The organism is Vibrio sp. TRT 21S02, from assembly GCF_050113675.1.
GTDB lineage: Bacteria > Pseudomonadota > Gammaproteobacteria > Enterobacterales > Vibrionaceae > Vibrio.
In genome coordinates this window covers 39,048-60,927 of record NZ_JBNJOI010000016.1, presented here as the reverse complement: position 1 = coordinate 60,927, position 21,880 = coordinate 39,048, and the positions used below count along the sequence as shown (strand labels likewise).

Here is a 21,880-nt window from a genome sequence, read left to right as displayed (position 1 = left end):
GTGCCCGATAAATAAAGCTTTAAAAATTAATGATCAGAATCTTCGTGTGCCATTGATAGATAAACAATGGTCAACATCATGAATACGAAGGCCTGAATCGTAATAACCAGAATATGGAAAATAGCCCACGGTAGTGAACCCATCCATTGTAGCCACCATGGTAGCATTGCCGCACAAAGAATGAATACAACCTCACCCGCGAACATGTTACCGAATAGACGCATACCAAGTGATAGAGGTTTCGCCAGTAGCGATACCACTTCAATCAGTAGGTTAAACGGGATCATGATTGGGTGATTGAATGGATGTAAAGCCAGTTCTTTCGCAAACCCACCTAGACCTTTTACTTTGATGCTGTAGTAAATCATCAGAGCAAATACGCCTAGTGCCATAGCCATGGTGATGTTCACATCAGCTGAAGGTACTACTTTCAAGTAAGGAATACCGAGCCAATGCTCTGCTGGGTATGGTAAGAAATCGATAGGCACAAGGTCCATCAAGTTCATTAGAAATACCCAACAAAAGATAGTCAGTGCGAGAGGTGCTATCAGAGGGTTGCGTCCATGGAACGTATCTTTGACGTTTTCTGCGACAAATTCTACGATCATTTCAACAAAACACTGAAGCTTGCCTGGTACACCTACTGTTACTTTCTTTGCTACTGAATAAAAAATCCCAAGGAAGATCAAACCAGTAAACCAAGAAAAAAACAGGCTATCGATATGTACGTTCCAGAAACTTGTCGCCTCTTCAACCAGACCTAACTTATAAAGAGATAGGTTGGTTAAGTGGTGATCAATGTATCCGGCCGATGTTAGCGCTTCACCTGGCGCAGCCATAACTCGTCCTATTTTTTGTTGTTGATGAATAGCACTGGTGCAAAGATATTAATACCTAGTACCAGCAAATAGGTTAGTTTCAGGGGAACGAGTTCCACCTGCATATACATGTAGGCAACGGAGAAGAGAGCAACCGTGATGAGAATCTTTAGTGCTTCACCTGTGTAGAAAGAGGCCGTGATCCGCTTTGCAGCTCGAGCTCCACTAAACATAAAAGCACACAACGCAAAAACCGCATTAGCGATGACAAAAATGCCCCCACCAACCAGCGCTGAAAATCCCCATTCAGCATTCACAACGACTGCCATTCCTGCTGCCACTAATGTAACCACGCCAGACTGGAGCATTAACAATTGCTTAGCAAGCTCTCGTCCTGGTCTAGCTAACGCAGTTACCATGTATTCGTACCTCTAGTAATATCCACGCTTTGACTACTTAACGTCGTGGAAATTGGCGAAAATTATACGGTGAGTCGAACTGATTGCAATGAAAACACCGCAAAAAGTTACAATTTTGTTTACAAACCTACAACTTTCGCACAAATAATCTTTTTTTACATAATTGATTCAGATCAATTATCTCATTTAGCTCTCGAGCTTGGCAATTAGTCGCTCTAATTTGTGAGGCTCATCAAGACTAATTGTCATTTTAGCTTTGCCATTACGGCTTCGAACGATATTCACTTTAGCCCCCAGTTTTTCACTGAGTCTTTGTGACATTTGTTGAATGTCCGTATCTTCTGGCTCATTTTCAGCTTCAACTTGAGGCTGTAGACATTTTTTCACTAAAGCTTCAGTCTGGCGCACGGTCATTTTCTTCTTCGCAACCAGCTCTGCGACTTCAATTTGTTGCTCACCTTCAAGCATCAAAAGTGCTCTAGCATGGCCCATTTCGAGCATTTTTGCGGCCACCAGTTCTTTTACATCTTGCTCGAGCTGGTTCAATCGCAATGTATTACTTACAGTTGCACGTGATTTACCAATAACATCCGCAACCTGTTGGTGGGTTAACGAAAACTCACCTTGTAAACGATCGAGAGCTTGCGCTTCTTCAATCACATTCAAATCTTCACGCTGGATGTTCTCGATAAGTGCCATTGCGATCGCGGCTCGGTCTTCGACTTTCTTCACGATGCAAGGAACTTGTTTCAGTCCAGCTTTACGTGCGGCACGCCAGCGGCGTTCACCTGCAATGATCTCAAACTTTCCATCACCAACTTCACGAACCACGATGGGTTGGATGATCCCTTGAGATTCTATCGATGCCGCTAACTCTTCCAATGCTTCTGGCGACATGTCTTTACGTGGCTGATAGACACCTGGCTTTAAATGAGAAACGGCTAAATCCGTTAACTCTCCATCAGATGACAGTTCTTGACTGTGCAAGGCACTTTGCTGCTTTTCTCGAGCAAGTGAACTGGTAGAAAGCAGGGCATCAAGCCCTTTACCTAAACCACGTTTAGACATGAGAGTGAATTCCTTTGATTAATTTATGCAGGTACTTCTTCTCGGCGTAGCATTTCACCAGCAAGCGCTAGGTAAGCTTTTGCTCCAGCAGAGTATTTGTCGTAATACATCGCTGGTTTGCCGTGACTTGGCGCTTCTGCCAAACGTACGTTACGAGGAATAACGGTGCGGTACACTTTGTTGCCAAAATGCTTTTTCAATTGATCGGATACTTCATTGGAGAGTCTGTTTCGAGGATCATACATGGTGCGCAACAACCCTTCGATTTTCAGATTTTCGTTTACCACGGCAGCTAATTTGCTGATCGTATCCATTAACGCAGTTAAACCTTCTAGTGCAAAGTACTCACACTGCATAGGAACCAAAACGGAATCCGCTGCGGCCATGGCATTGATTGTAAGAAGGTTTAGAGAAGGAGGACAATCGATAAAGATGAAATCATAGTTATCGCGAACTTGTGCAAGTGCATTCTTAAGACGAACTTCTCGCGCAAAGACTTCCATCAATTTGATTTCTGCCGCCGTCACATCACCATTGGCAGCAATTAAATCATAATGACCAGAGGTTTTACGGCAGACGACCTCTTCAAACGGAGCGTCTTCAACGAGCAATTCGTACGCCGTTGCATCGATTTGATACTTATCAACACCACTGGCCATAGTTGCGTTGCCTTGTGGGTCTAGATCGATCACTAAAACCTTGCGTTTAGTGGCTGCCATTGAAGCCGCCAAATTTATACAAGTAGTTGTTTTTCCAACACCGCCTTTCTGGTTGGCGATCGCTACGATTTTACCCACGATTAACCTCGCTGTTATCCCTTGCGCGATAAGATTACAAGATGACGCTCACCTTCTAACTCAGGAACATTCAAAGCTTTGATGTCAGTCACAGAACACCACTCAGGTAATTGTTCAATCTCACCCTGTGGTAATTGACCTTTAAGAGCAAGAAAAAGACCAGACTGTTCCTTTGGCAAATGATGGCACCAATTCACCATATCTACCATAGATGCAAACGCGCGACTTAGTACACCATCAAATTTGTCTTGAGGCTGATACTCTTCGACTCGACTTTGAATCGGGATCACATTTTCAATATTCAATTCATGCAGAACTTGTTTAATAAATCGAATACGTTTGCCCAAACTATCAAGTAAGACGAACTGTTTTTCAGGATTCATGATCGCAAGGGGAATCCCAGGTAAACCAGGACCAGTCCCTACATCGATAAAACGTTGCCCATCAAGATGTGTGCTAACAATAATACTATCAAGAATATGCTTAACTAACATTTCCTGCGGATCGCGCACCGAGGTCAGGTTATAAGCTTTGTTCCACTTATCCAGCAGTTCAACGTACCCTACCAATTTTTCACGTTGCACCTGTGAGACCTCAAGGCCTGTTTGAACAAGAAGTGAGTCAAGTTTGGCTTTTAGTGCACTCATTTATGCTTCCTCACCCTTTTTTAGCATACCTTGCTTTTTGAGGTATACGAGCAAAATGGATATTGCAGCTGGTGTCACCCCTGAAATTCGAGAAGCGATACCAATGGTTTCTGGCTTGGCATTGTTTAGCTTGAGCACCACCTCATTGGATAACCCCTTCACATCACTGTAATCAAGCTCAAGCGGTAATTTGGTGTTCTCATGGCGCAGAGACTTTTCAATCTCATCTTGTTGACGCTTGATATAACCTTCATATTTCACTTGGATTTCAACTTGTTCAGTTGCTTGAGGATCATCTAAGGCTGGCGCAAAAGTATCTAACTGAGTCAGTAGATCGTATGTCATTTCTGGACGACGAAGAAGATCTTCACCGCTTGCTTCACGCGCGATTGGTGTTTTTAACCGTTGGTTTAGCTGCTCAACGCCAACTGAAGTTGGATTTATCCAAGTTTCTTTCAAACGTTGACGTTCTGTTTCCATGTTTTCGATCTTTTGGTTAAAGCGAGCCCAACGGCGATCATCAATTAATCCTAACTCACGCCCTTGCTCCGTTAAACGCAAGTCGGCATTGTCTTCACGCAGCAGCAAGCGGTACTCCGCACGAGAAGTAAACATGCGGTATGGCTCTTTTGTCCCCATGGTCGACAAATCATCAATCAATACACCCATGTAAGCTTGATCACGGCGTGGACTCCAACCTTCTTTGCCTTGGCTGTGCAAGCTTGCGTTCAGACCGGCCATTAGACCTTGTGCTGCCGCTTCTTCATAACCGGTTGTACCGTTGATCTGGCCAGCAAAGAACAGACCATTAATGAATTTCGTCTCATAGGTTTGCTTCAAATCACGTGGGTCAAAGAAATCGTACTCAATTGCATAACCAGGACGAACGATGTGTGCGTTCTCAAAACCTTTCATTGAACGAACAATTTGTACTTGTACGTCAAACGGCAAGCTGGTGGATATACCATTCGGGTATAGCTCGTGCGTTGTAAGACCTTCAGGCTCAATGAAGATTTGGTGACTGTTTTTATCAGCAAAGCGCATCACTTTGTCTTCGATAGACGGGCAGTAACGCGGACCAATCCCCTCGATCACCCCTGCATACATTGGGCTGCGATCTAGATTGTTGCGGATCACCTCATGAGTTTGCTCATTGGTGTGTGTAATAAAACATGGGATTTGACGCGGCTGATGCTCACGTTTGCCCATAAATGAAAATACTGGTGTTGGGTTGTCACCGTGTTGTGCTTCCAACACTGAGAAATCCACGCTGCGTGCATCGATACGTGGTGGTGTACCCGTTTTCAGACGATCGACACGGAACGGCAGTTCACGTAATCGATCCGCCAATGCGATCGATGGAGGATCTCCCGCGCGGCCACCAGAAGAGCTTTCCATACCTATGTGGATCTTACCGCCAAGGAAAGTACCTACGGTTAATACCACTGATTTGGCGTGGAACTTAAGTCCCATTTGCGTGACGACGCCAAGTACACGATCTTGTTCAACAATTAGATCATCCACTGATTGCTGGAATAAAGTTAGATTTGGTGTGTTCTCTAATGCTGAGCGTACGTATGCCTTGTACAGAGCACGATCCGCCTGAGCACGAGTGGCTCGAACTGCTGGGCCTTTCGAAGCATTTAATGTTCGAAATTGAATACCGGCGTGATCAATGGCATCAGCCATTAGACCGCCCAATGCATCTACTTCTTTGACCAGATGTCCTTTGCCTATTCCCCCAATCGCAGGGTTGCAAGACATCTGCCCTAAAGTATCAATGTTATGCGTCAATAACAGAGTTTTTTGCCCTGTACGTGCAGACGCTAAAGCGGCTTCCGTTCCTGCATGACCGCCACCAACAACAATGACGTCAAAAGTTTCGTGATAAAGCATGAACTGACCTCAGGTACTCAATCGAAATAATGGACAGATAAAAAGAGCGCTATTCTACCTTCTTTCCGCTACTGAGAAAATCGCTTTTCAAGCTTTTTACTTAAAGGGCTGAGAAGTAAATATATATAAGATCTATATAGAGATCTTTTATTGGATCTATTATTAGGATCGTCGAACTCTGTGGATAAGTGGAAAATGATCAACAAGATCATGGATCTTAATAAGATCACATTGTGTGATCTAACGTTGATCTAACGGAGGATTAGCTGGGATCAAAATGGCTACTTATGCACAGGTAGGAAAAGTGATCTTACTTATTATATGGATAACTATAGGTTGATCACTAGATATCTCTATATTTATCCACAAACCAAGTGCTCAAATAAGCAGCAGTCAGTTAGTGTTAATTGGGAATTAGTTACTCACAGTGAAAAGAAAAGCGGCGATTTGCCGCTTTTTAAAGAGTTAGAATTTTGAGATGTGCTCTAAGAGCCAGTGTTCTGCTGCGTCTTCTGGTACGGGATGAGCTAAGACATCAATCGTTAGACATTCTGTTAGAGGCGTTGCTCCAATATCTTGAAGTAATTGGTGAGCATGAAGGCCTGCGGCACAAAACGTGTCATAGCTTGAATCGCCAATGGCGACCACAGCGTATTTTACTTGGGTCATATTTGGTGGTGTATTTTGTAGCGCTTGAACGAAAGGCTGAATGTTATCGGGGTAATCACCTGCACCATGAGTCGAGGTGACGATCAACCATGTCCCCTGAGGCGGAATTTCACTAAGATCAGGTTGATTGTGAATGGTGGTTTGCAAGCTTTTCTCTGTAAGTAGATCGTTGAGGTGATCTCCTACATACTCGGCACCACCTAGCGTACTGCCCGTGATAATGTGGATCATGTCTGTTCCTTTATTGAGTCATACTAACGCCATGGCTAGCGCTATGCGTTAGTAGAAAAAGAAACGCGGTGCTAATTCTATGATTAACACCGCGCGTTTTGATTATTTACCGATACAGAATGAGGAAAATATGCGGCCGAGTAGGTCATCAGAACTAAACTCGCCGGTAATCTCGTTCAAGTGTTGCTGGGTAATACGCAACTCTTCTGCCAAGATCTCACCAGCCATAAAACCTTCAAGCTGTTCTTGTCCAATTTGAAGATGTTGAGCGGCTCGCTCTAGTGCATCTAGGTGGCGACGACGTGCCATAAAGCCCCCTTCGCTGTTTCCAGAAAAACCCATACACTCTTTCAAGTGATTTCGTAGTGCGTCTACACCGGCCCCTGTTTTTGCAGATAGGCGAATTAGGGTTGGATCGTTGACATGACAGATCCCCATTTCTTCATCGGTTTGATCGGCTTTATTGCGGATCACTGTCATGCCGATATTACTTGGTAAGCGATCAACAAAGTCAGGCCAAATATCTTTTGGATCGGTGGCGTCAGTCGTGGTGCCATCGACCATAAATAGTACTCGGTCTGCTTGCGCAATTTCATCCCACGCACGTTCAATGCCGATTTTTTCCACTTCATCAGAAGCATCACGTAGACCTGCGGTATCAATGATGTGCAGTGGCATACCATCGATGTGGATATGCTCACGTAGAACATCACGTGTCGTTCCTGCAATATCGGTCACAATGGCTGACTCTTTACCTGATAGAGCATTGAGTAGACTCGATTTCCCCGCATTTGGACGACCAGCAATCACCACTTTCATCCCTTCACGCATAATCGCGCCTTGGTTGGCTTCTTGGCGTACAGCCGCGAGATTGTCGATGATCGCTTGTAGATCGGTTGACACTTTACCGTCAGCTAGGAAATCGATTTCTTCTTCAGGAAAGTCAATGGCAGCTTCGACATAGATACGTAAGTGGATCAGCGATTCCACCAACGTTTGAATACGTCTTGAAAATTGACCCTGTAGTGATTGCAGCGCTGATTTAGCCGCTTCTTCTGAAGTGGCATCAATGAGATCTGCAATCGCTTCTGCTTGGGTCAGATCCATTTTGTCATTTAAAAATGCGCGCTCTGAAAACTCACCAGGTCGAGCGGCACGCACACCGTCAATACCCAAGATACGCTTAATCAGCATATCCATAACGACTGGACCGCCATGGCCTTGGAGTTCGAGTACATCTTCCCCTGTGAATGAATGTGGGTTAGGGAAGTAAAGTGCGATCCCTTGATCCAGTTCATTACCATTTAAGGCTTTGAATGGCAGATATTCTGCGTAACGAGGTTTGAGGCTTTTACCTGTTACCTCTAATGCAACTTGAGCTGCCAGTGGGCCAGAAACACGGATAATACCGACACCGCCACGACCCGGAGCGGTAGCCTGAGCAACAATGGTATCTGTTGTCATATGAGTGCCTTTCAAGCTTTGGCCAAGTGGTTTGGCCTTTATAAATTCCAATTAGCTGAATTGTAATCAGCTCAAATAAAAAAGGCGACCTTTTGGCCGCCTTTCTTGATGATTCACTCTTACTTGGAGTGCAAACCTTTTTTCTCGAGCGCTTTGTAAATCAAAGTCTGTTGGATCAAGGTTACGATGTTCGATACCAACCAGTATAGAACCAGACCTGAAGGGAAGAACAGGAAGAAGAAAGTAAACATAACCGGCATAAAGGTCATGATCTTCTGTTGCATTGGATCCGTTACGGTTGTTGGGCTCATCTTCTGAATTAGGAACATGGATGCACCCATCAGTAGTGGCAAGATGTAGTAAGGGTCTTGTGCTGATAAGTCATGAATCCAACCAAAGAATGGTGAGTGACGCAGCTCAACCGACTCCATCAGTGCCCAGTATAGGGCGATGAAAATAGGCATCTGTAGAACAAGTGGTAGACAGCCACCCAGTGGGTTTACTTTCTCTTTCTTGTACAGTTCCATCATCTCTTGGCTCATGCGCTGACGGTCATCACCGATGCGCTCACGCATAGCTTGCAGCTTAGGCTGTAGCATGCGCATTTTGGCCATTGAGGTGTACTGTGCTTTTGTTAGTGGGTACATTGCACCACGAACGATAAAGGTTAAGCAGATGATTGCTACACCCCAGTTGCTAACAAAGCTCTGAATGAATGACAGCAGTGAATGAAGAGGTTTAGCGATAAACCACAACCAACCGTAGTCCACTACAAGGTCTAGGTTTGGTGCAACTTCAGCCATTTGATCTTGCAGTTTAGGGCCGACCCAAAGCGTTGCTTTGAAGTCTGCGCTATCGCCACTTGCAATGGTTTTGTTTGGCATACGCACGCCGATATCGCCAAGATTGCCGATAACGCGAGTATATAGGTTAGCACCTGGTTCGTTACGTGGGATCCAAGCTGACGCAAAGTAGTGCTGGATCATCGCTGCCCAACCTTGGCCGTTTGCAAGATTCAAAGAAAGGTTGCGATCTTGCATATCGTCGAAGCTGTATTTTTTGTAACGCGTATCTTCTGTTGAGTACGCACCACCTCGGTAAGTTGGCATCGTAATGCTACCACCTGCATCCATTAGGTTTTGACGCAAGTGCGCGTACATACCGAAGGTTGCATTGTTACCGGAGTTGTTTGCTACTTTGTATTCCACATCAATCGCGTAGCTGCCACGTTTAACAATGAATGTTTTAGTGTACTCAAGGCCATTCGCTGAATAAGTCATTGGAATACGCAGTTCATCTTGGCCGTCAGCTAGCGTAAAGCTGTCAGCATTGACTGCGTAAGCTGGGCGATTTGAGCTGCTTAGGTCGATACCTTGAGGGCCAACTAAACCACTTTGAGCAATAAACTGATGACCTTTTTCGTTTTTCAGTAATACGAATGGGTCTTCAGAGTTTAGCTCTGCTGAATATTGGTTTAGGTCTGCATGAACGACGTCACCGCCTACCGTGTCAATAGACAGAGTTAATACATCCGTTGTGACGGTAATAGTTTTAGCAGAAGCTTGCTGGGCTGGTGCTGGGTCTAATTCATCAGCAAAAGATGGTGCAGGTAGAGTACTGCTTGATTGTGCCTGCTCAACCGGCTGAGGCGCAGGGTTCTTAGCTACTTGCCATTGTTGAAACAACAAGAAAGAAACCAGTGCTAGCGCGATTAACAGGATATTACGTTGAGAATCCATCGTTATTTATCTCTGTCTTGTTTTTGGACTGGTGGAACGGGGTCAAAGCCCCCTTCATTCAAAGGGTGGCATTTTAATAGACGTTTGCCTGATAACCAACATCCTTTTACAAAACCGTGAGCTTTCAACGCTTCTATTGCGTAAGTGGAGCAGGTTGGAGTAAAACGACAACGTGGTCCTATTAGAGGACTAATAATCCATTGATAGAGTCGGACAAGTCCGATTGCTAACCACGAGAAGGGCGAGACAGGCGTTGCCATAATTTATCAAACAACTTGAACATTTCGTCATTGCTTAGATCTTGCGCGCTTTTTTTGGCAATCACAACAAAATCTTTGTTTGGAAGTTGATGTTGTTTGTTACGAAAACTTTCACGAGCGAGACGCTTGAAACGATTGCGACCAACGGCAGTTTTAATCTGCTTTTTGGGTACCGCTAAACCAAGTCTTGGATGAGACAGGCTATTGTTACGAGCAATAATGGTGAAATGAGGTGAGCCAGCTCGATGAGCTTGCTGGAAGACGTTTTGATAATGCTCGGGAGTTAACAAGCGTAACTCCCGATTGAACGCGTACGTATTCAAAATAAACTAGTGATTATTTTGATAGGCGCGCACGGCCTTTTGCACGACGTGCATTAATTACTTTACGACCGTTCTTAGTTGCCATGCGAGCACGGAAACCGTGAGTACGCTTGCGCTTTAGAACTGAAGGTTGAAAAGTGCGTTTCATGATAATTACCTTTACTGATCAGTAGTTTTAGGTTCTTAGTTAACCCGGCGTGGGCATTTCGTCTTCTTTATATATAAAGAGGACAACCGACGCCTCTCAACAAAGAGGCGGAATTGTAATCACAGTCACATAAAGTGTCAATCTTTGTGCGACAGCTAAATTCCGGCCGGGCGATTATACGTAGTGTGAGTAAAATCTCAAGGATCGATCGATCCTTATGGTGGATCTTTACTCCATTCCTACCTGACGTAAGAATTTTTGTAAGCGAGGATCCTGTGGATTACCAAAGATATCCTGTGGAGATCCCTGCTCAACAATATTGCCTTCAGCCATGAAGATCACGCGATCTGCCACTTCTCGCGCGAATTGCATTTCATGAGTGACCACCAGCATAGTCTGGTGCTTTGTCGCTAACTCCTTCATTAATTGAAGAACTTCACCAACCCACTCAGGGTCAAGTGCAGATGTTGGTTCATCAAATAACAATAATTCGGGTTGAAGTGCCATCGCTCGGCCGATGCCCACACGTTGTTGCTGCCCACCAGAGAGTGCCGCTGGATAACTATCGCCTTTGTCGCTTAAACCAATATCATCCAAGATTTGCTGAGCACGTTTTAATGCCTCTTCTTTATTCCAACCGCGGACGGTGATCAGACCTTCGGCAATATTCTGACGAGCGGTCATATGAGCAAATAGGGCGTAGTTTTGAAATACAAAGCCTGTTTTACGTCGAAGAGCTAAGATCTCTGCTTTATTGTGTTTTTGACAATCAACCGTGACGTCATCAATCGTAATTTGGCCTTGATCCGCTTGTTCAAGAAAATTGACGCAGCGTAGCAACGTCGATTTACCAGTACCACTGGAGCCGATAATAACGATGATTTCACCTTGTTTGATGTCGATATCGATTCCCTTTAGAACTTCGGTATCGCCAAAGCGTTTATGAATATTAGAGAGTTTGATCATCGTACATACGCCTTATTCAGTTTTGCTTCCGCCCAGATTTGTACTCGGGTGAGTATGACAACTACGCCCCAATAGATCAGTGCTACCGCTAGGAATGCTTCAAAGAAACGAAAGCTTGATGATGCTTCCATCTGGGCTTTGGCCATGATCTCTGCAACACCCAGCGTAAAGGCGAGTGATGTTGATTTGATCATGTCGATAAAATAGTTCATCAATGAAGGCAGCGCGACACGGGTTGCTTGTGGCAAAATGATACGACGCATAGCCTGAGAGGTGGTCATACCCACAGACAAGCTCGCTTCCATTTGGCTACGATCGATACCTATGATGGCTGCACGGATGCTTTCTGCCATGTATGCGGCAAAATGCAAAGTGAGGCCGATTACCGCAGCACTGAATGCGTTAAGGCCAACCATAAATGGAAAAATTTGCGGTAAGCCATAATAAAGCAGGAACAGCTGCACCAATAACGGTGTACCACGAAAGAAGCTGATGTAGAGTTGGCTGAGCTGATCAAGCACAGGGACACGGAAAACGCGGATGTTAGCGATGATCACCGCAAGAGCGAGGGAGAACAATAATCCCCATACGGCCATTTCCATCGTGGTGCCGAGATATTTGAGTAATATCGGCATCAGTTCCAGCATGTAGTTAAAATCAAATCCCATAACTTACCTTTGAGAGAAAAGAAAAGGTGGAACTGAATTCCACCTTTGTATTGTTCGAACTAAAAAAGTTGGCTTATTTGGTGATATCAGCACCAAACCATTTTTCAGAAATTTTCGCTAGCGTACCGTCTGCACGCATTGCTGCCAACGCTTTGTTTACTTCGCCTTGTAGCTTTTTGCCATTTTCGTTATCTACAAATGGCCAAGCATTTTGAATCGTTTCAAATGGTTCACCTGCAAGTTGCAGTGGTAGACCGGTTTTCTTGATAAGTTCCAATGCTGAAAGGCGATCCATGACAAATGCATCGGCACGACCGAGCGCAACATCATGTTCGATACCTGTGTCGTAGGTTTTGATGTTGATCTTGCCATCTTTATCGTAATCACGTAGCAGCTGCTCAAAGTTTGAGCCCAGGTTTACGGCTACCGTTTTTCCTGTGAGATCGTCGATACCTTGGATCGCATCATTTCCTTTACGCACTGTGATCTGTGCGCCGTCAACCACGTACGGATCGGCAAACAAATATTTTGCTTTACGTGCATCTGTCATGGTGATCTGATTTGAAATGGTGTCAATACGGCCAGTTTCTAATAAACCAAATAGGCCTGAAAAGTTTGCTGTGACATATTCAACTTTGTAATCGTTACGTTTGCCAATTTCATCCCAAAGGTCAACTTCAAAGCCTTGTAGCTTATCTTGCTTCACAAAAGTGAACGGGAAGTAGCGTCCAGACATACCCACTTTTACTTCAGTGGCAGCTTGAACCGTTGCGGCAGATAGTGCGATTGCTGCAATTGCAGCTTTAATCCAGTTTTTCATAGTACAGCTCCTTAATATTATGGAGAGAAATACTACTGTGATTCAGCTCACTTAGATAAATAACCAAGTGCAATATCCTAGTCCACTGAGTAATAAGTTAATAAGGACTGGGGATAACGCGTGAATATCTCTCAAATAATAGAGACGACTTAAGACAATTCACAGAGTTATCACCAAAACAAAGATCCCGTAAAAATAGCCTAAATGTGGATCAATATGTGGGTAAAAATGGGGCATGATGTGGGGATCCCCCCTTATTCATCGAAAAAATTGTGAATAACTTAGATCTTATTCACTGGATCGTCGATCATTTGCTGGCGATCTTGGTTATCAACAGGTAAAATTGCCAATCTTTTCAGATCATTTACTTTGAGTGGGGGCACCGTGTCATCTTCGCTTTGGTTGCAATGCATGCAACGGCTTCAAGAAGAGCTACCAGCTACAGAATTCAGTATGTGGGTTCGTCCGTTACAAGCGGAGCTCAATGACAATACTCTCACTTTATTTGCACCCAACCGTTTTGTTCTAGATTGGGTTCGCGATAAGTACCTCAATAGCATCAATCGTCTATTGCAGGAATATTGTGGTAACGATATTCCAAGCTTGCGTTTTGAAGTGGGCAGCCGTCCGGTTTCTGCGCCAAAACCAGCACCAACACGTACACCTGCCGATGTTGCAGCAGAGTCTTCTGCTCCAGCACAACTGCAAGCACGTAAACCTGTACATAAAACTTGGGATGATGATGCCCAAGCTGTCGCAGATATTAACCATCGTTCAAATGTGAACCCTAAACACAAATTCAATAACTTTGTTGAAGGTAAATCGAACCAGTTGGGCTTAGCCGCAGCACGCCAAGTGTCTGATAATCCTGGTGCTGCGTATAACCCTCTATTTCTATACGGTGGTACAGGTTTAGGTAAAACGCACCTATTGCATGCGGTGGGCAATGCCATTGTGGATAACAAGCCGAATGCAAAAGTGGTGTACATGCACTCGGAGCGTTTCGTGCAAGACATGGTGAAAGCGCTGCAAAATAATGCTATTGAAGAATTCAAACGTTACTACCGCAGTGTGGATGCACTGCTTATCGATGACATCCAATTCTTTGCCAATAAAGAACGCTCGCAAGAAGAATTCTTCCATACCTTCAACGCACTGCTTGAAGGTAACCAGCAGATCATCTTAACCTCTGACCGTTATCCAAAAGAGATCAGCGGGGTAGAGGATCGCCTTAAATCACGTTTTGGTTGGGGGTTGACGGTTGCGATTGAGCCACCTGAACTTGAGACTCGTGTCGCGATCTTGATGAAGAAAGCCGAAGATCACCAAATTCATCTGGCCGATGAAGTGGCCTTCTTTATTGCGAAGCGTCTGCGTTCTAACGTTCGTGAGCTTGAAGGTGCTTTGAACCGAGTGATTGCTAACGCGAACTTTACCGGCCGTCCAATCACGATTGATTTTGTCCGTGAAGCGCTGCGCGATCTGCTGGCTCTACAAGAAAAGCTGGTCACCATCGACAATATTCAAAAGACGGTCGCTGAGTACTACAAGATTAAAGTGGCTGATTTGCTGTCAAAACGCCGTTCGCGTTCTGTGGCGCGTCCTCGCCAACTTGCAATGGCGTTGGCGAAAGAGCTGACTAACCACAGCTTGCCGGAAATCGGTGACGCCTTTGGTGGTCGTGATCATACAACGGTACTGCATGCGTGTCGCAAGATTGAGCAGTTACGCGAAGAAAGCCACGATATAAAAGAAGATTACTCGAACCTGATTCGGACTCTGTCTTCTTAATTACCAAAATACCGAGTATTCTTAGTTTCAGTTAACACGATAAAACCGCAAACACCGTTAAGAGCATTATATGAAATTTACCATTGAACGTAGCCACCTGCTGAAACCACTTCAACAAGTGTCAGGTGCGTTAGGTGGTCGTCCGACTCTGCCTATTTTAGGTAACTTGCTACTGAAAGTTGAAGATAACGTATTGTCTATGACCGCAACCGATCTAGAAGTGGAATTGATCAGTCGTGTGACGTTAGAAGGTGAATTTGAAGCGGGCAGTGTTACTGTTCCATCACGTAAGTTTCTCGATATCTGTCGCGGTTTACCCGATGATTCTGTGATCACATTTGTTTTGGAAGGCGACCGCGTTCAAGTACGTTCTGGTCGCAGTCGTTTTTCGTTATCCACACTTCCTGCCAATGATTTTCCAAACATCGAAGATTGGAAGAGTGAAGTGGAAGTCTCTTTAACGCAGGCCGAATTACGTACATTAATTGAAAAGACTCAATTTTCAATGGCGAACCAAGATGTTCGTTATTACCTTAACGGCATGCTGTTTGAAATTGATGGCACAACACTGCGCAGTGTTGCGACCGATGGTCACCGTATGGCGGTTTCGCAAACAGCATTAAGCGCCGACTTTGCTCAGCAACAAATTATTGTGCCGCGTAAGGGGGTTCAAGAGTTAGTGAAGCTATTGGATGCACCCGAGCAGCCTGTGGTATTGCAAATTGGTAGCTCAAACGTCCGTGCTGAAGTGAACAACTTTGTCTTCACATCTAAGTTAGTTGACGGCCGCTTCCCTGATTATCGCCGTGTTCTGCCACAGACTACGACGAAAACATTGCTTGCTAACTGTGATGAGTTACGTCAAGCCTTCTCTCGTGCTGCCATTCTTTCTAACGAAAAATTCCGTGGCGTTCGCGTCAATCTTGCGGGTAGTGAAATGCGCATTACTGCCAATAACCCTGAGCAAGAAGAAGCAGAAGAAATGCTGGACGTAACCTTTGAAGGGGACGCGATTGAAATTGGTTTTAATGTCAGTTATGTCTTGGATGTGCTGAACACTTTACGCTGTGATAATGTTCGGGTCTCGATGTCTGACGCCAACGCCAGTGCGTTGATAGAAAACGCCGATGACGATAGTGCCATGTACGTGGTTATGCCAATTCGATTATAGAATGCCTCTATCCCGCCTTATTATTCAGCAATTTCGAAACATTAAAGCCTGTGATATTGACCTATCAGCAGGCTTTAACTTTCTTATTGGCCCTAATGGAAGTGGCAAAACCAGTGTGTTGGAAGCCATTTATTTGCTCGGTCATGGTCGTTCTTTTAAAAGTACGCTAACTGGCCGCGTGATCCAAAATGAGTGTGATGAACTGTTTGTTCACGGTCGTTTTTTGACCTCGGATCAATTTGAGCTACCAATTGGCATTAATAAGCAGCGTGATGGCTCAACAGAGGTTAAAATAGGCGGTCAGTCCGGGCAAAAATTAGCCCAATTAGCGCAAGTGCTGCCATTGCAGTTGATTCATCCTGAAGGGTTTGATCTACTAACGGATGGGCCGAAACATCGCCGTGCATTTATTGACTGGGGCGTGTTTCATACTGAGTCTGCATTTTATGATGCATGGGGGCGGTTTAAGCGTTTAAACAAACAACGTAATGCGTTGTTGAAGACCGCCACCAGCTATCGGGAACTCAGTTACTGGGATCAAGAAATGGCGCGCTTAGCAGAGAATATCAGTCAATGGCGCGCTCACTATATTGAGCAGATGAAAGACGTTGCACAGGTGATTTGCCAAGCGTTTCTGCCAGAGTTTGATATCCAATTAAAGTATTACCGAGGATGGGACAAAGATACGCCGTATCAGGAACTCCTTGAAAAGAATTTTGAACGCGATCAGGCGCTTGGTTACACCTTTAGTGGGCCAAATAAGGCTGATCTGCGGATTAAAGTGAATGGAACGCCGGTTGAGGATGTTTTATCACGAGGTCAGTTGAAGTTAATGGTGTGTGCACTTCGAGTGGCACAAGGACAACATCTGACAACAATGACAGGTAAGCAATGCATCTATTTGATTGATGACTTTGCCTCAGAATTAGATAGCCAACGTCGCAAGCGTCTTGCTGATTGCTTGAAAGAGACGGGGGCTCAAGTTTTTGTAAGTTCTATTACCGAAAGCCAAATTGTCGATATGTTGGACGAGCATGGCAAAGTGTTCCATGTGGAACATGGCGCAATAGAGCAAGGATAAAAAGAGAGAAACTCATGTCTGAAAATTACGATTCATCGAGTATTAAGGTACTGAAGGGTCTGGATGCGGTACGTAAGCGTCCAGGTATGTACATCGGCGACACTGACGATGGCACCGGTTTGCACCACATGGTTTTTGAGGTCGTAGATAACTCAATTGATGAAGCGTTAGCGGGTCACTGTAAAGACATCATTGTGACAATTCATGAGGACAACTCAGTTTCTGTTAGCGATGATGGCCGTGGTATCCCAACGGAAATGCACCCTGAAGAGAAAGTATCAGCTGCAGAAGTTATCATGACGGTACTTCACGCAGGTGGTAAGTTCGATGACAACTCATACAAGGTGTCGGGTGGTCTACACGGTGTAGGTGTTTCGGTAGTAAACGCACTATCAGAGAAAGTGACGCTAACGATTCACCGTGGTGGTCATATCCATACTCAAACGTATCACCATGGTGAGCCTCAAGCGCCACTAGCGGTTGTAGGTGATACCGACAAAACGGGTACGCAAATCCGTTTCTGGCCAAGTGCAGAAACTTTCTCAAATACTGAGTTCCACTACGATATTCTAGCAAAACGTCTACGTGAGCTATCATTCCTAAACTCTGGTGTTTCTATCAAGCTTAAAGATGAGCGTGAAGAAGACAAGAGTGACCACTTCATGTTTGAAGGTGGTATCCAAGCGTTCGTTGATCACCTAAACACCAACAAAACGCCTATCATCGAGAAAATTTTCCACTTCGATTTCGAACGTGAAGACGGTATTTCAGTTGAAGTTGCGATGCAGTGGAACGATGGTTTCCAAGAAAACATCTACTGTTTCACTAACAACATCCCTCAACGAGATGGTGGTACTCACCTTGCTGGTTTCCGTGCAGCCCTAACTCGTACCCTGAACTCATTCATGGACAAAGAAGGCTTCTCAAAGAAAGCGAAAACAGCAACTTCAGGTGATGATGCACGTGAAGGTCTAACTGCAGTTGTTTCGGTGAAAGTGCCAGATCCTAAGTTCTCAAGCCAAACCAAAGATAAGTTGGTTTCTTCAGAAGTGAAGTCTGCGGTTGAATCAGCAATGGGTGAAAAACTGTCTGAGTTCCTAGTTGAGAACCCTGCAGAAGCTAAGATGGTGTGTTCTAAGATCATCGATGCAGCACGTGCTCGTGAAGCGGCGCGTAAAGCTCGTGAAATGACTCGTCGTAAAGGTGCATTAGACCTAGCTGGCCTACCAGGCAAACTGGCTGACTGTCAGGAAAAAGACCCAGCACTCTCTGAACTTTACATAGTGGAGGGTGACTCGGCAGGCGGCTCCGCAAAACAAGGCCGTAACCGTAAAAATCAGGCTATCCTACCGCTTAAAGGTAAGATCCTGAACGTTGAAAAAGCGCGTTTCGACAAGATGCTGTCTTCTCAAGAAGTAGCAACGCTTATCACGGCACTTGGCTGTGGTATCGGTCGTGACGAGTACAACCCGGACAAATTGCGTTACCACAACATCATCATCATGACCGATGCCGATGTCGATGGGTCGCACATCCGTACGCTACTATTGACCTTCTTCTACCGTCAAATGCCTGAGCTTATTGAGCGTGGCTACGTGTACATTGCTCAGCCACCACTTTACAAAGTGAAGAAAGGCAAACAAGAGCAGTACATCAAAGATGAAGATGCAATGAACCAATACCAAGTAGCATTGGCTCTGGATAATGCATCTCTGCATGTAAACGCAGAAGCACCTGCACTATCGGGTGAAGCGCTAGAGAAACTGGTTCAACAGTACAACGCAGGTATTAAGCTGGTGGATCGTATGAGCCGCCGTTACCCACGTGCGTTAGTACATGAGCTTATCTACACGCCGCGTCTAACCGCAGAGCAGTGTCATGATGCAGCAGCAGTAGAAGCTTGGACTAAGCAACTTGTTGAGCAGCTTAATGCCAAAGAAGTGGGAGCAAGCCAATACAGCTTTGAAGTAGAGCAGCATGAAGAGCTAGGTTTAAATCTACCTAAGATCGTGGTTCGTACGCACGGTGTGACTCATGAACACGCACTGAGTATTGACCTCATCAACTCGAAAGAATACGGCAAGCTAGCGTCTCTTTCTGAAGCATTAGAAGGCCTGATTGAAGAGGGTGCTTACATCAAACGTGGTGAGCGTACTCAGCCTGTATCAAGCTTTGTTGACGCACTAGAATGGCTAATTAAAGAGTCACGTCGTGGTCTAAGCCTACAGCGCTACAAAGGTCTAGGTGAGATGAACCCAGATCAGCTATGGGAAACGACGATGGACCCAGAAACGCGCCGCATGATGCAAGTAACGATCGAAGATGCAGTAGGTGCTGACCAACTGTTCACGACACTAATGGGTGACCAAGTTGAACCTCGTCGTAACTTCATTGAAGAGAATGCACTGAAGGTAGCTAACCTAGACGTTTAGATTGTTTTCTCTTCGCTGGATGAACTGATTTCTATGTCGAAGGTGCTCATTTATGCTTATAAACTCCGCGCCTTCTCCTTGAACTAAGCTCATCCAGCTTCGATAAAAATAATCTAAAAATTTTAAAAGACTGTCAGAAATGACGGTCTTTTTTGTTTTTAAGTATTTGAAAAATATTGAATTAGAAAAATATTTGGAAATAATCCCTTGAAACTCATTTGTGCTATCCACATATCTATTGTTGAAGAGGAAAGCTGTCTTGCTCAAGAGAGAAGAAACAGAGCCTCTGGAACCGCTGATAAGGTATCGCTCAAGAGAGGATGACCTTAGAAGTACACAATTGAATCGATTTATTACTATGTCCCAGAGCTAACAGAGCCCGAGGAGTAGAGGATAAATCCCTTAGTCGGCAACGATCTATACAAGGTAGATCCGCGCAAACTCACGACTAAGACTATTGCTTACTAAAAGGATAGCATTATGAGAACTGTAGATTTCACTCCACTTTACCGCAACGCAATTGGCTTCGATCGTCTATTCAACATGATGGAAGCAAACACTTCGAAGAATACCTCTGGCGGTTACCCTCCGTACAACATCGAGCAAAAAGACGAGAACAACTACCGTATCACTATGGCAGTTGCTGGCTTTGCTGAAGAGCAACTGGAGCTGACTCAAAAAGAAAATATGTTGATTGTTAAAGGTGAGCGTAAGGCCGAAGAAGGCAAAAACTACGTCTACCAAGGTATCGCAGAGCGTGATTTCGAACGTAAATTCCAGCTAGCAGACTACGTAAAAGTCGTAGGTGCAAGCATGGAAAACGGTCTACTACATATTGACCTAGAGCGTGAAATCCCAGAAGCGATGCAGCCACGCAAGATTGCGATTAATGGCAAAAACCTGATTGAAGGTTAACTCGTCATATTTGAAGCCACAGCGTTGTTGACTGCATAAATTCCCCCTAATCACATAGGTTCCTATGCTCATAGGGCTGAATTTCTTTGTCGCCTAGCTGTAACTCCAACTATTTAGAGTTAATGGCAATATATTCGGGAAGAAGAGTGAAAGAGCACCATCTAGGTGCTCTTTTTTATTGGATTATTTACGGTGTCATTCCATAGAGGGAGGAACGACCGAGTAGGGAATATCTATTTACTTTCGCGGTAAGCCTTCTCGATTTCTTCAGTAATAATCTTAATGCCTTTTTGCATCATCTCATCGTCCTGCACGTAGTTCATGCGTAGGCATTGATGTGCATGAGCCCAATCATCCTCTTGACCTATAAAGAAGTATTCTCCCGGTACAATTAACACGCCACGTGCTTTCAATCGTTTGTAGAGTTCCATAGTGGTGATTGGCAATTCATCAAACCATAGCCACAAGAAAATGGCCCCTTCTGGCTTATGGATTCGGAATCGAGAGTCTTTAATGGCTTCTTGTAGCAATTCAACCGCCCTTAGAGATTTCTTTTGATAAAACGGTTTGATGGTATTTTCACTGAGCTTTAATAGATCGCCTTTTTCAATCATATGATTAGCTAATGCTGGGCCAACGCTACCCGGCGCTAAGCTGATGATGCCATTCATGTTAGTCAGTGCTTGGGTAATGGCTTCATTGGCAATAATAATACCGCAGCGCACTCCAGGCAGACCAAGCTTAGATAAGCTCATACACAAGATGGTATTTTCATTCCAGAATGGCTTCACATCTTCAAAGATGATGTTGGGGAAAGGCACACCGTAAGCGTTATCGATGATTAAAGGAACGTTGTTTTCACGGGCTAATTTGTCCAACTTTTGGATTTCATCATCGGTCAGTACATTACCGGTTGGATTGGTTGGTCGAGAAGCACAGATTGCCGCAACAGAGTCATCGACTGTTAGCTGCTCAAAATCGACATGGTATTTAAACAGACCGTTATCTAACAGCTCGATTTCTGGACGGTAGGAAACAAACACGTTTTCATCGATCCCAGCGTCACCATAGCCGATGTATTCAGGGGCCAATGGCAACAAAATTTTCTTGTGTGAGCCATCCGGTTGAGTACCAGCGAATAGGTTAAATAAGTAAAAGAAACCACTCTGGCTGCCATTAGTTAAACTGATGTTTTTTTCGCTGATATTCCAGCCATAGGTTTCTTTGAGTAGCTTAGCAAGTGCTTTTACAAAGACATCTTTTCCTTGCGGGCCATCATAGTTGGCAAGTGCAGCAATCAGTTCGCCACTGGCGAACATATCTTCACTGGCTTGGTGAAAGTAGTCGAGCATGGCAGGAATGGCGGCTGGATTACCGCCACCGAGCATAATGGCGCCTGGTGTGCGTAAACCATCGTTTAAGTCGTCCATTAACTGTGTGATACCTGAATACTGATTAAATTTTTCACCAAACTTAGAAAACTGCATTACTTCTTTACCTAATTCATTATTGTCATTGCTTTATTTGTGCAAGGTCGGAGTTAGGCCGACCAAAGAG

The 21,880-nt window shown here is 44.7% G+C and carries 22 protein-coding genes; 5 read left to right on the top strand and 17 right to left on the bottom strand.

Annotation, left to right across the window (positions count from 1 at the left end; genetic code table 11):
• Positions 1–26: 26 nt before the first annotated feature.
• The 16 genes from atpB to ACQEXU_RS17665 all read right to left on the bottom strand — a co-directional run bounded on the left by atpB (position 27) and on the right by ACQEXU_RS17665 (position 13,346).
• Positions 27–839, bottom strand: a complete 813-nt coding sequence (gene atpB, locus ACQEXU_RS17740) for a F0F1 ATP synthase subunit A (protein ID WP_367987690.1) — start codon at positions 837–839, stop codon at positions 27–29.
• A gap of 8 nt (positions 840–847) precedes the next feature.
• Positions 848–1,237 (bottom strand): F0F1 ATP synthase subunit I, encoded by a 390-nt coding sequence (locus ACQEXU_RS17735; protein ID WP_367987691.1) that lies wholly within the window; start codon positions 1,235–1,237, stop codon positions 848–850.
• Positions 1,238–1,423: 186 nt separating this feature from the next.
• Positions 1,424–2,305, bottom strand: a complete 882-nt coding sequence (locus tag ACQEXU_RS17730) for a ParB/RepB/Spo0J family partition protein (RefSeq protein WP_427011781.1) — start codon at positions 2,303–2,305, stop codon at positions 1,424–1,426.
• A gap of 23 nt (positions 2,306–2,328) precedes the next feature.
• Positions 2,329–3,102, bottom strand: coding sequence for a ParA family protein (locus ACQEXU_RS17725; protein ID WP_367987693.1), 774 nt, complete (start codon positions 3,100–3,102; stop codon positions 2,329–2,331).
• A 14-nt stretch (positions 3,103–3,116) separates the two neighbouring features.
• Positions 3,117–3,749, bottom strand: a complete 633-nt coding sequence (rsmG, locus tag ACQEXU_RS17720; RefSeq protein ID WP_427011780.1) for a 16S rRNA (guanine(527)-N(7))-methyltransferase RsmG — start codon at positions 3,747–3,749, stop codon at positions 3,117–3,119.
• Positions 3,750–5,645, bottom strand: a complete 1,896-nt coding sequence (mnmG, locus tag ACQEXU_RS17715; protein WP_427011779.1) for a tRNA uridine-5-carboxymethylaminomethyl(34) synthesis enzyme MnmG — start codon at positions 5,643–5,645, stop codon at positions 3,750–3,752.
• Positions 5,646–6,110: 465 nt separating this feature from the next.
• Positions 6,111–6,545, bottom strand: a complete 435-nt coding sequence (gene mioC / locus ACQEXU_RS17710; protein ID WP_367987696.1) for an FMN-binding protein MioC — start codon at positions 6,543–6,545, stop codon at positions 6,111–6,113.
• A gap of 102 nt (positions 6,546–6,647) precedes the next feature.
• Positions 6,648–8,009, bottom strand: coding sequence for a tRNA uridine-5-carboxymethylaminomethyl(34) synthesis GTPase MnmE (mnmE, locus tag ACQEXU_RS17705; RefSeq protein ID WP_427011778.1), 1,362 nt, complete (start codon positions 8,007–8,009; stop codon positions 6,648–6,650).
• A gap of 119 nt (positions 8,010–8,128) precedes the next feature.
• Positions 8,129–9,748: a membrane protein insertase YidC gene (yidC, locus tag ACQEXU_RS17700; protein WP_427011777.1), complete on the bottom strand. Its 1,620-nt coding sequence runs from the start codon at positions 9,746–9,748 to the stop codon at positions 8,129–8,131.
• 2 nt (positions 9,749–9,750) lie between these two features.
• Complete coding sequence (gene yidD, locus ACQEXU_RS17695) at positions 9,751–10,008, bottom strand: membrane protein insertion efficiency factor YidD (RefSeq protein WP_367987699.1); 258 nt, start codon at positions 10,006–10,008, stop codon at positions 9,751–9,753.
• Positions 9,975–10,298, bottom strand: a complete 324-nt coding sequence (gene rnpA, locus ACQEXU_RS17690; protein WP_367987701.1) for a ribonuclease P protein component — start codon at positions 10,296–10,298, stop codon at positions 9,975–9,977. The genes yidD and rnpA overlap by 34 nt, the downstream gene beginning before the upstream one ends.
• A gap of 46 nt (positions 10,299–10,344) precedes the next feature.
• The gene (gene rpmH / locus ACQEXU_RS17685; protein ID WP_006880025.1) at positions 10,345–10,479 is read right to left on the bottom strand and encodes a 50S ribosomal protein L34; all 135 of its coding nucleotides are present in this window, start codon (positions 10,477–10,479) and stop codon (positions 10,345–10,347) included.
• A gap of 228 nt (positions 10,480–10,707) precedes the next feature.
• Complete coding sequence (locus ACQEXU_RS17680) at positions 10,708–11,445, bottom strand: amino acid ABC transporter ATP-binding protein (protein ID WP_367987703.1); 738 nt, start codon at positions 11,443–11,445, stop codon at positions 10,708–10,710.
• A complete protein-coding gene (locus ACQEXU_RS17675; protein ID WP_427011776.1) occupies positions 11,442–12,113 on the bottom strand; it encodes an amino acid ABC transporter permease in 672 nt (223 codons plus the stop codon). Before ACQEXU_RS17675 ends, ACQEXU_RS17680 begins: the two co-directional genes overlap by 4 nt.
• Positions 12,114–12,186: 73 nt before the next feature.
• Positions 12,187–12,933, bottom strand: a complete 747-nt coding sequence (locus ACQEXU_RS17670; protein ID WP_367987705.1) for an amino acid ABC transporter substrate-binding protein — start codon at positions 12,931–12,933, stop codon at positions 12,187–12,189.
• A 281-nt stretch (positions 12,934–13,214) separates the two neighbouring features.
• Positions 13,215–13,346, bottom strand: a complete 132-nt coding sequence (locus tag ACQEXU_RS17665) for a hypothetical protein (protein WP_427011793.1) — start codon at positions 13,344–13,346, stop codon at positions 13,215–13,217.
• Here ACQEXU_RS17665 and dnaA point away from each other — a divergent pair.
• From dnaA to ACQEXU_RS17640, 5 genes are all read left to right on the top strand, one after another.
• Positions 13,318–14,724, top strand: a complete 1,407-nt coding sequence (gene dnaA, locus ACQEXU_RS17660; RefSeq protein ID WP_367987706.1) for a chromosomal replication initiator protein DnaA — start codon at positions 13,318–13,320, stop codon at positions 14,722–14,724. The genes ACQEXU_RS17665 and dnaA overlap by 29 nt on opposite strands.
• Positions 14,725–14,794: 70 nt before the next feature.
• Positions 14,795–15,895, top strand: a complete 1,101-nt coding sequence (dnaN, locus tag ACQEXU_RS17655) for a DNA polymerase III subunit beta (RefSeq protein WP_427011775.1) — start codon at positions 14,795–14,797, stop codon at positions 15,893–15,895.
• Position 15,896: 1 nt separating this feature from the next.
• The gene (recF, locus tag ACQEXU_RS17650; RefSeq protein WP_367987709.1) at positions 15,897–16,976 is read left to right on the top strand and encodes a DNA replication/repair protein RecF; all 1,080 of its coding nucleotides are present in this window, start codon (positions 15,897–15,899) and stop codon (positions 16,974–16,976) included.
• A 14-nt stretch (positions 16,977–16,990) separates the two neighbouring features.
• On the top strand, positions 16,991–19,408 hold the full coding sequence (gene gyrB / locus ACQEXU_RS17645; RefSeq protein ID WP_427011774.1) for a DNA topoisomerase (ATP-hydrolyzing) subunit B: 2,418 nt from the start codon (positions 16,991–16,993) through the stop codon (positions 19,406–19,408).
• 480 nt (positions 19,409–19,888) lie between these two features.
• A complete protein-coding gene (locus tag ACQEXU_RS17640) occupies positions 19,889–20,323 on the top strand; it encodes an Hsp20 family protein (protein WP_427011773.1) in 435 nt (144 codons plus the stop codon).
• 233 nt (positions 20,324–20,556) lie between these two features.
• Here ACQEXU_RS17640 and ACQEXU_RS17635 read toward each other — a convergent pair whose 3' ends face one another.
• Entirely contained in the window at positions 20,557–21,810 is a 1,254-nt protein-coding gene (locus ACQEXU_RS17635) for a valine--pyruvate transaminase (RefSeq protein ID WP_427011772.1), read from the bottom strand.
• Positions 21,811–21,880: the final 70 nt, after the last annotated feature.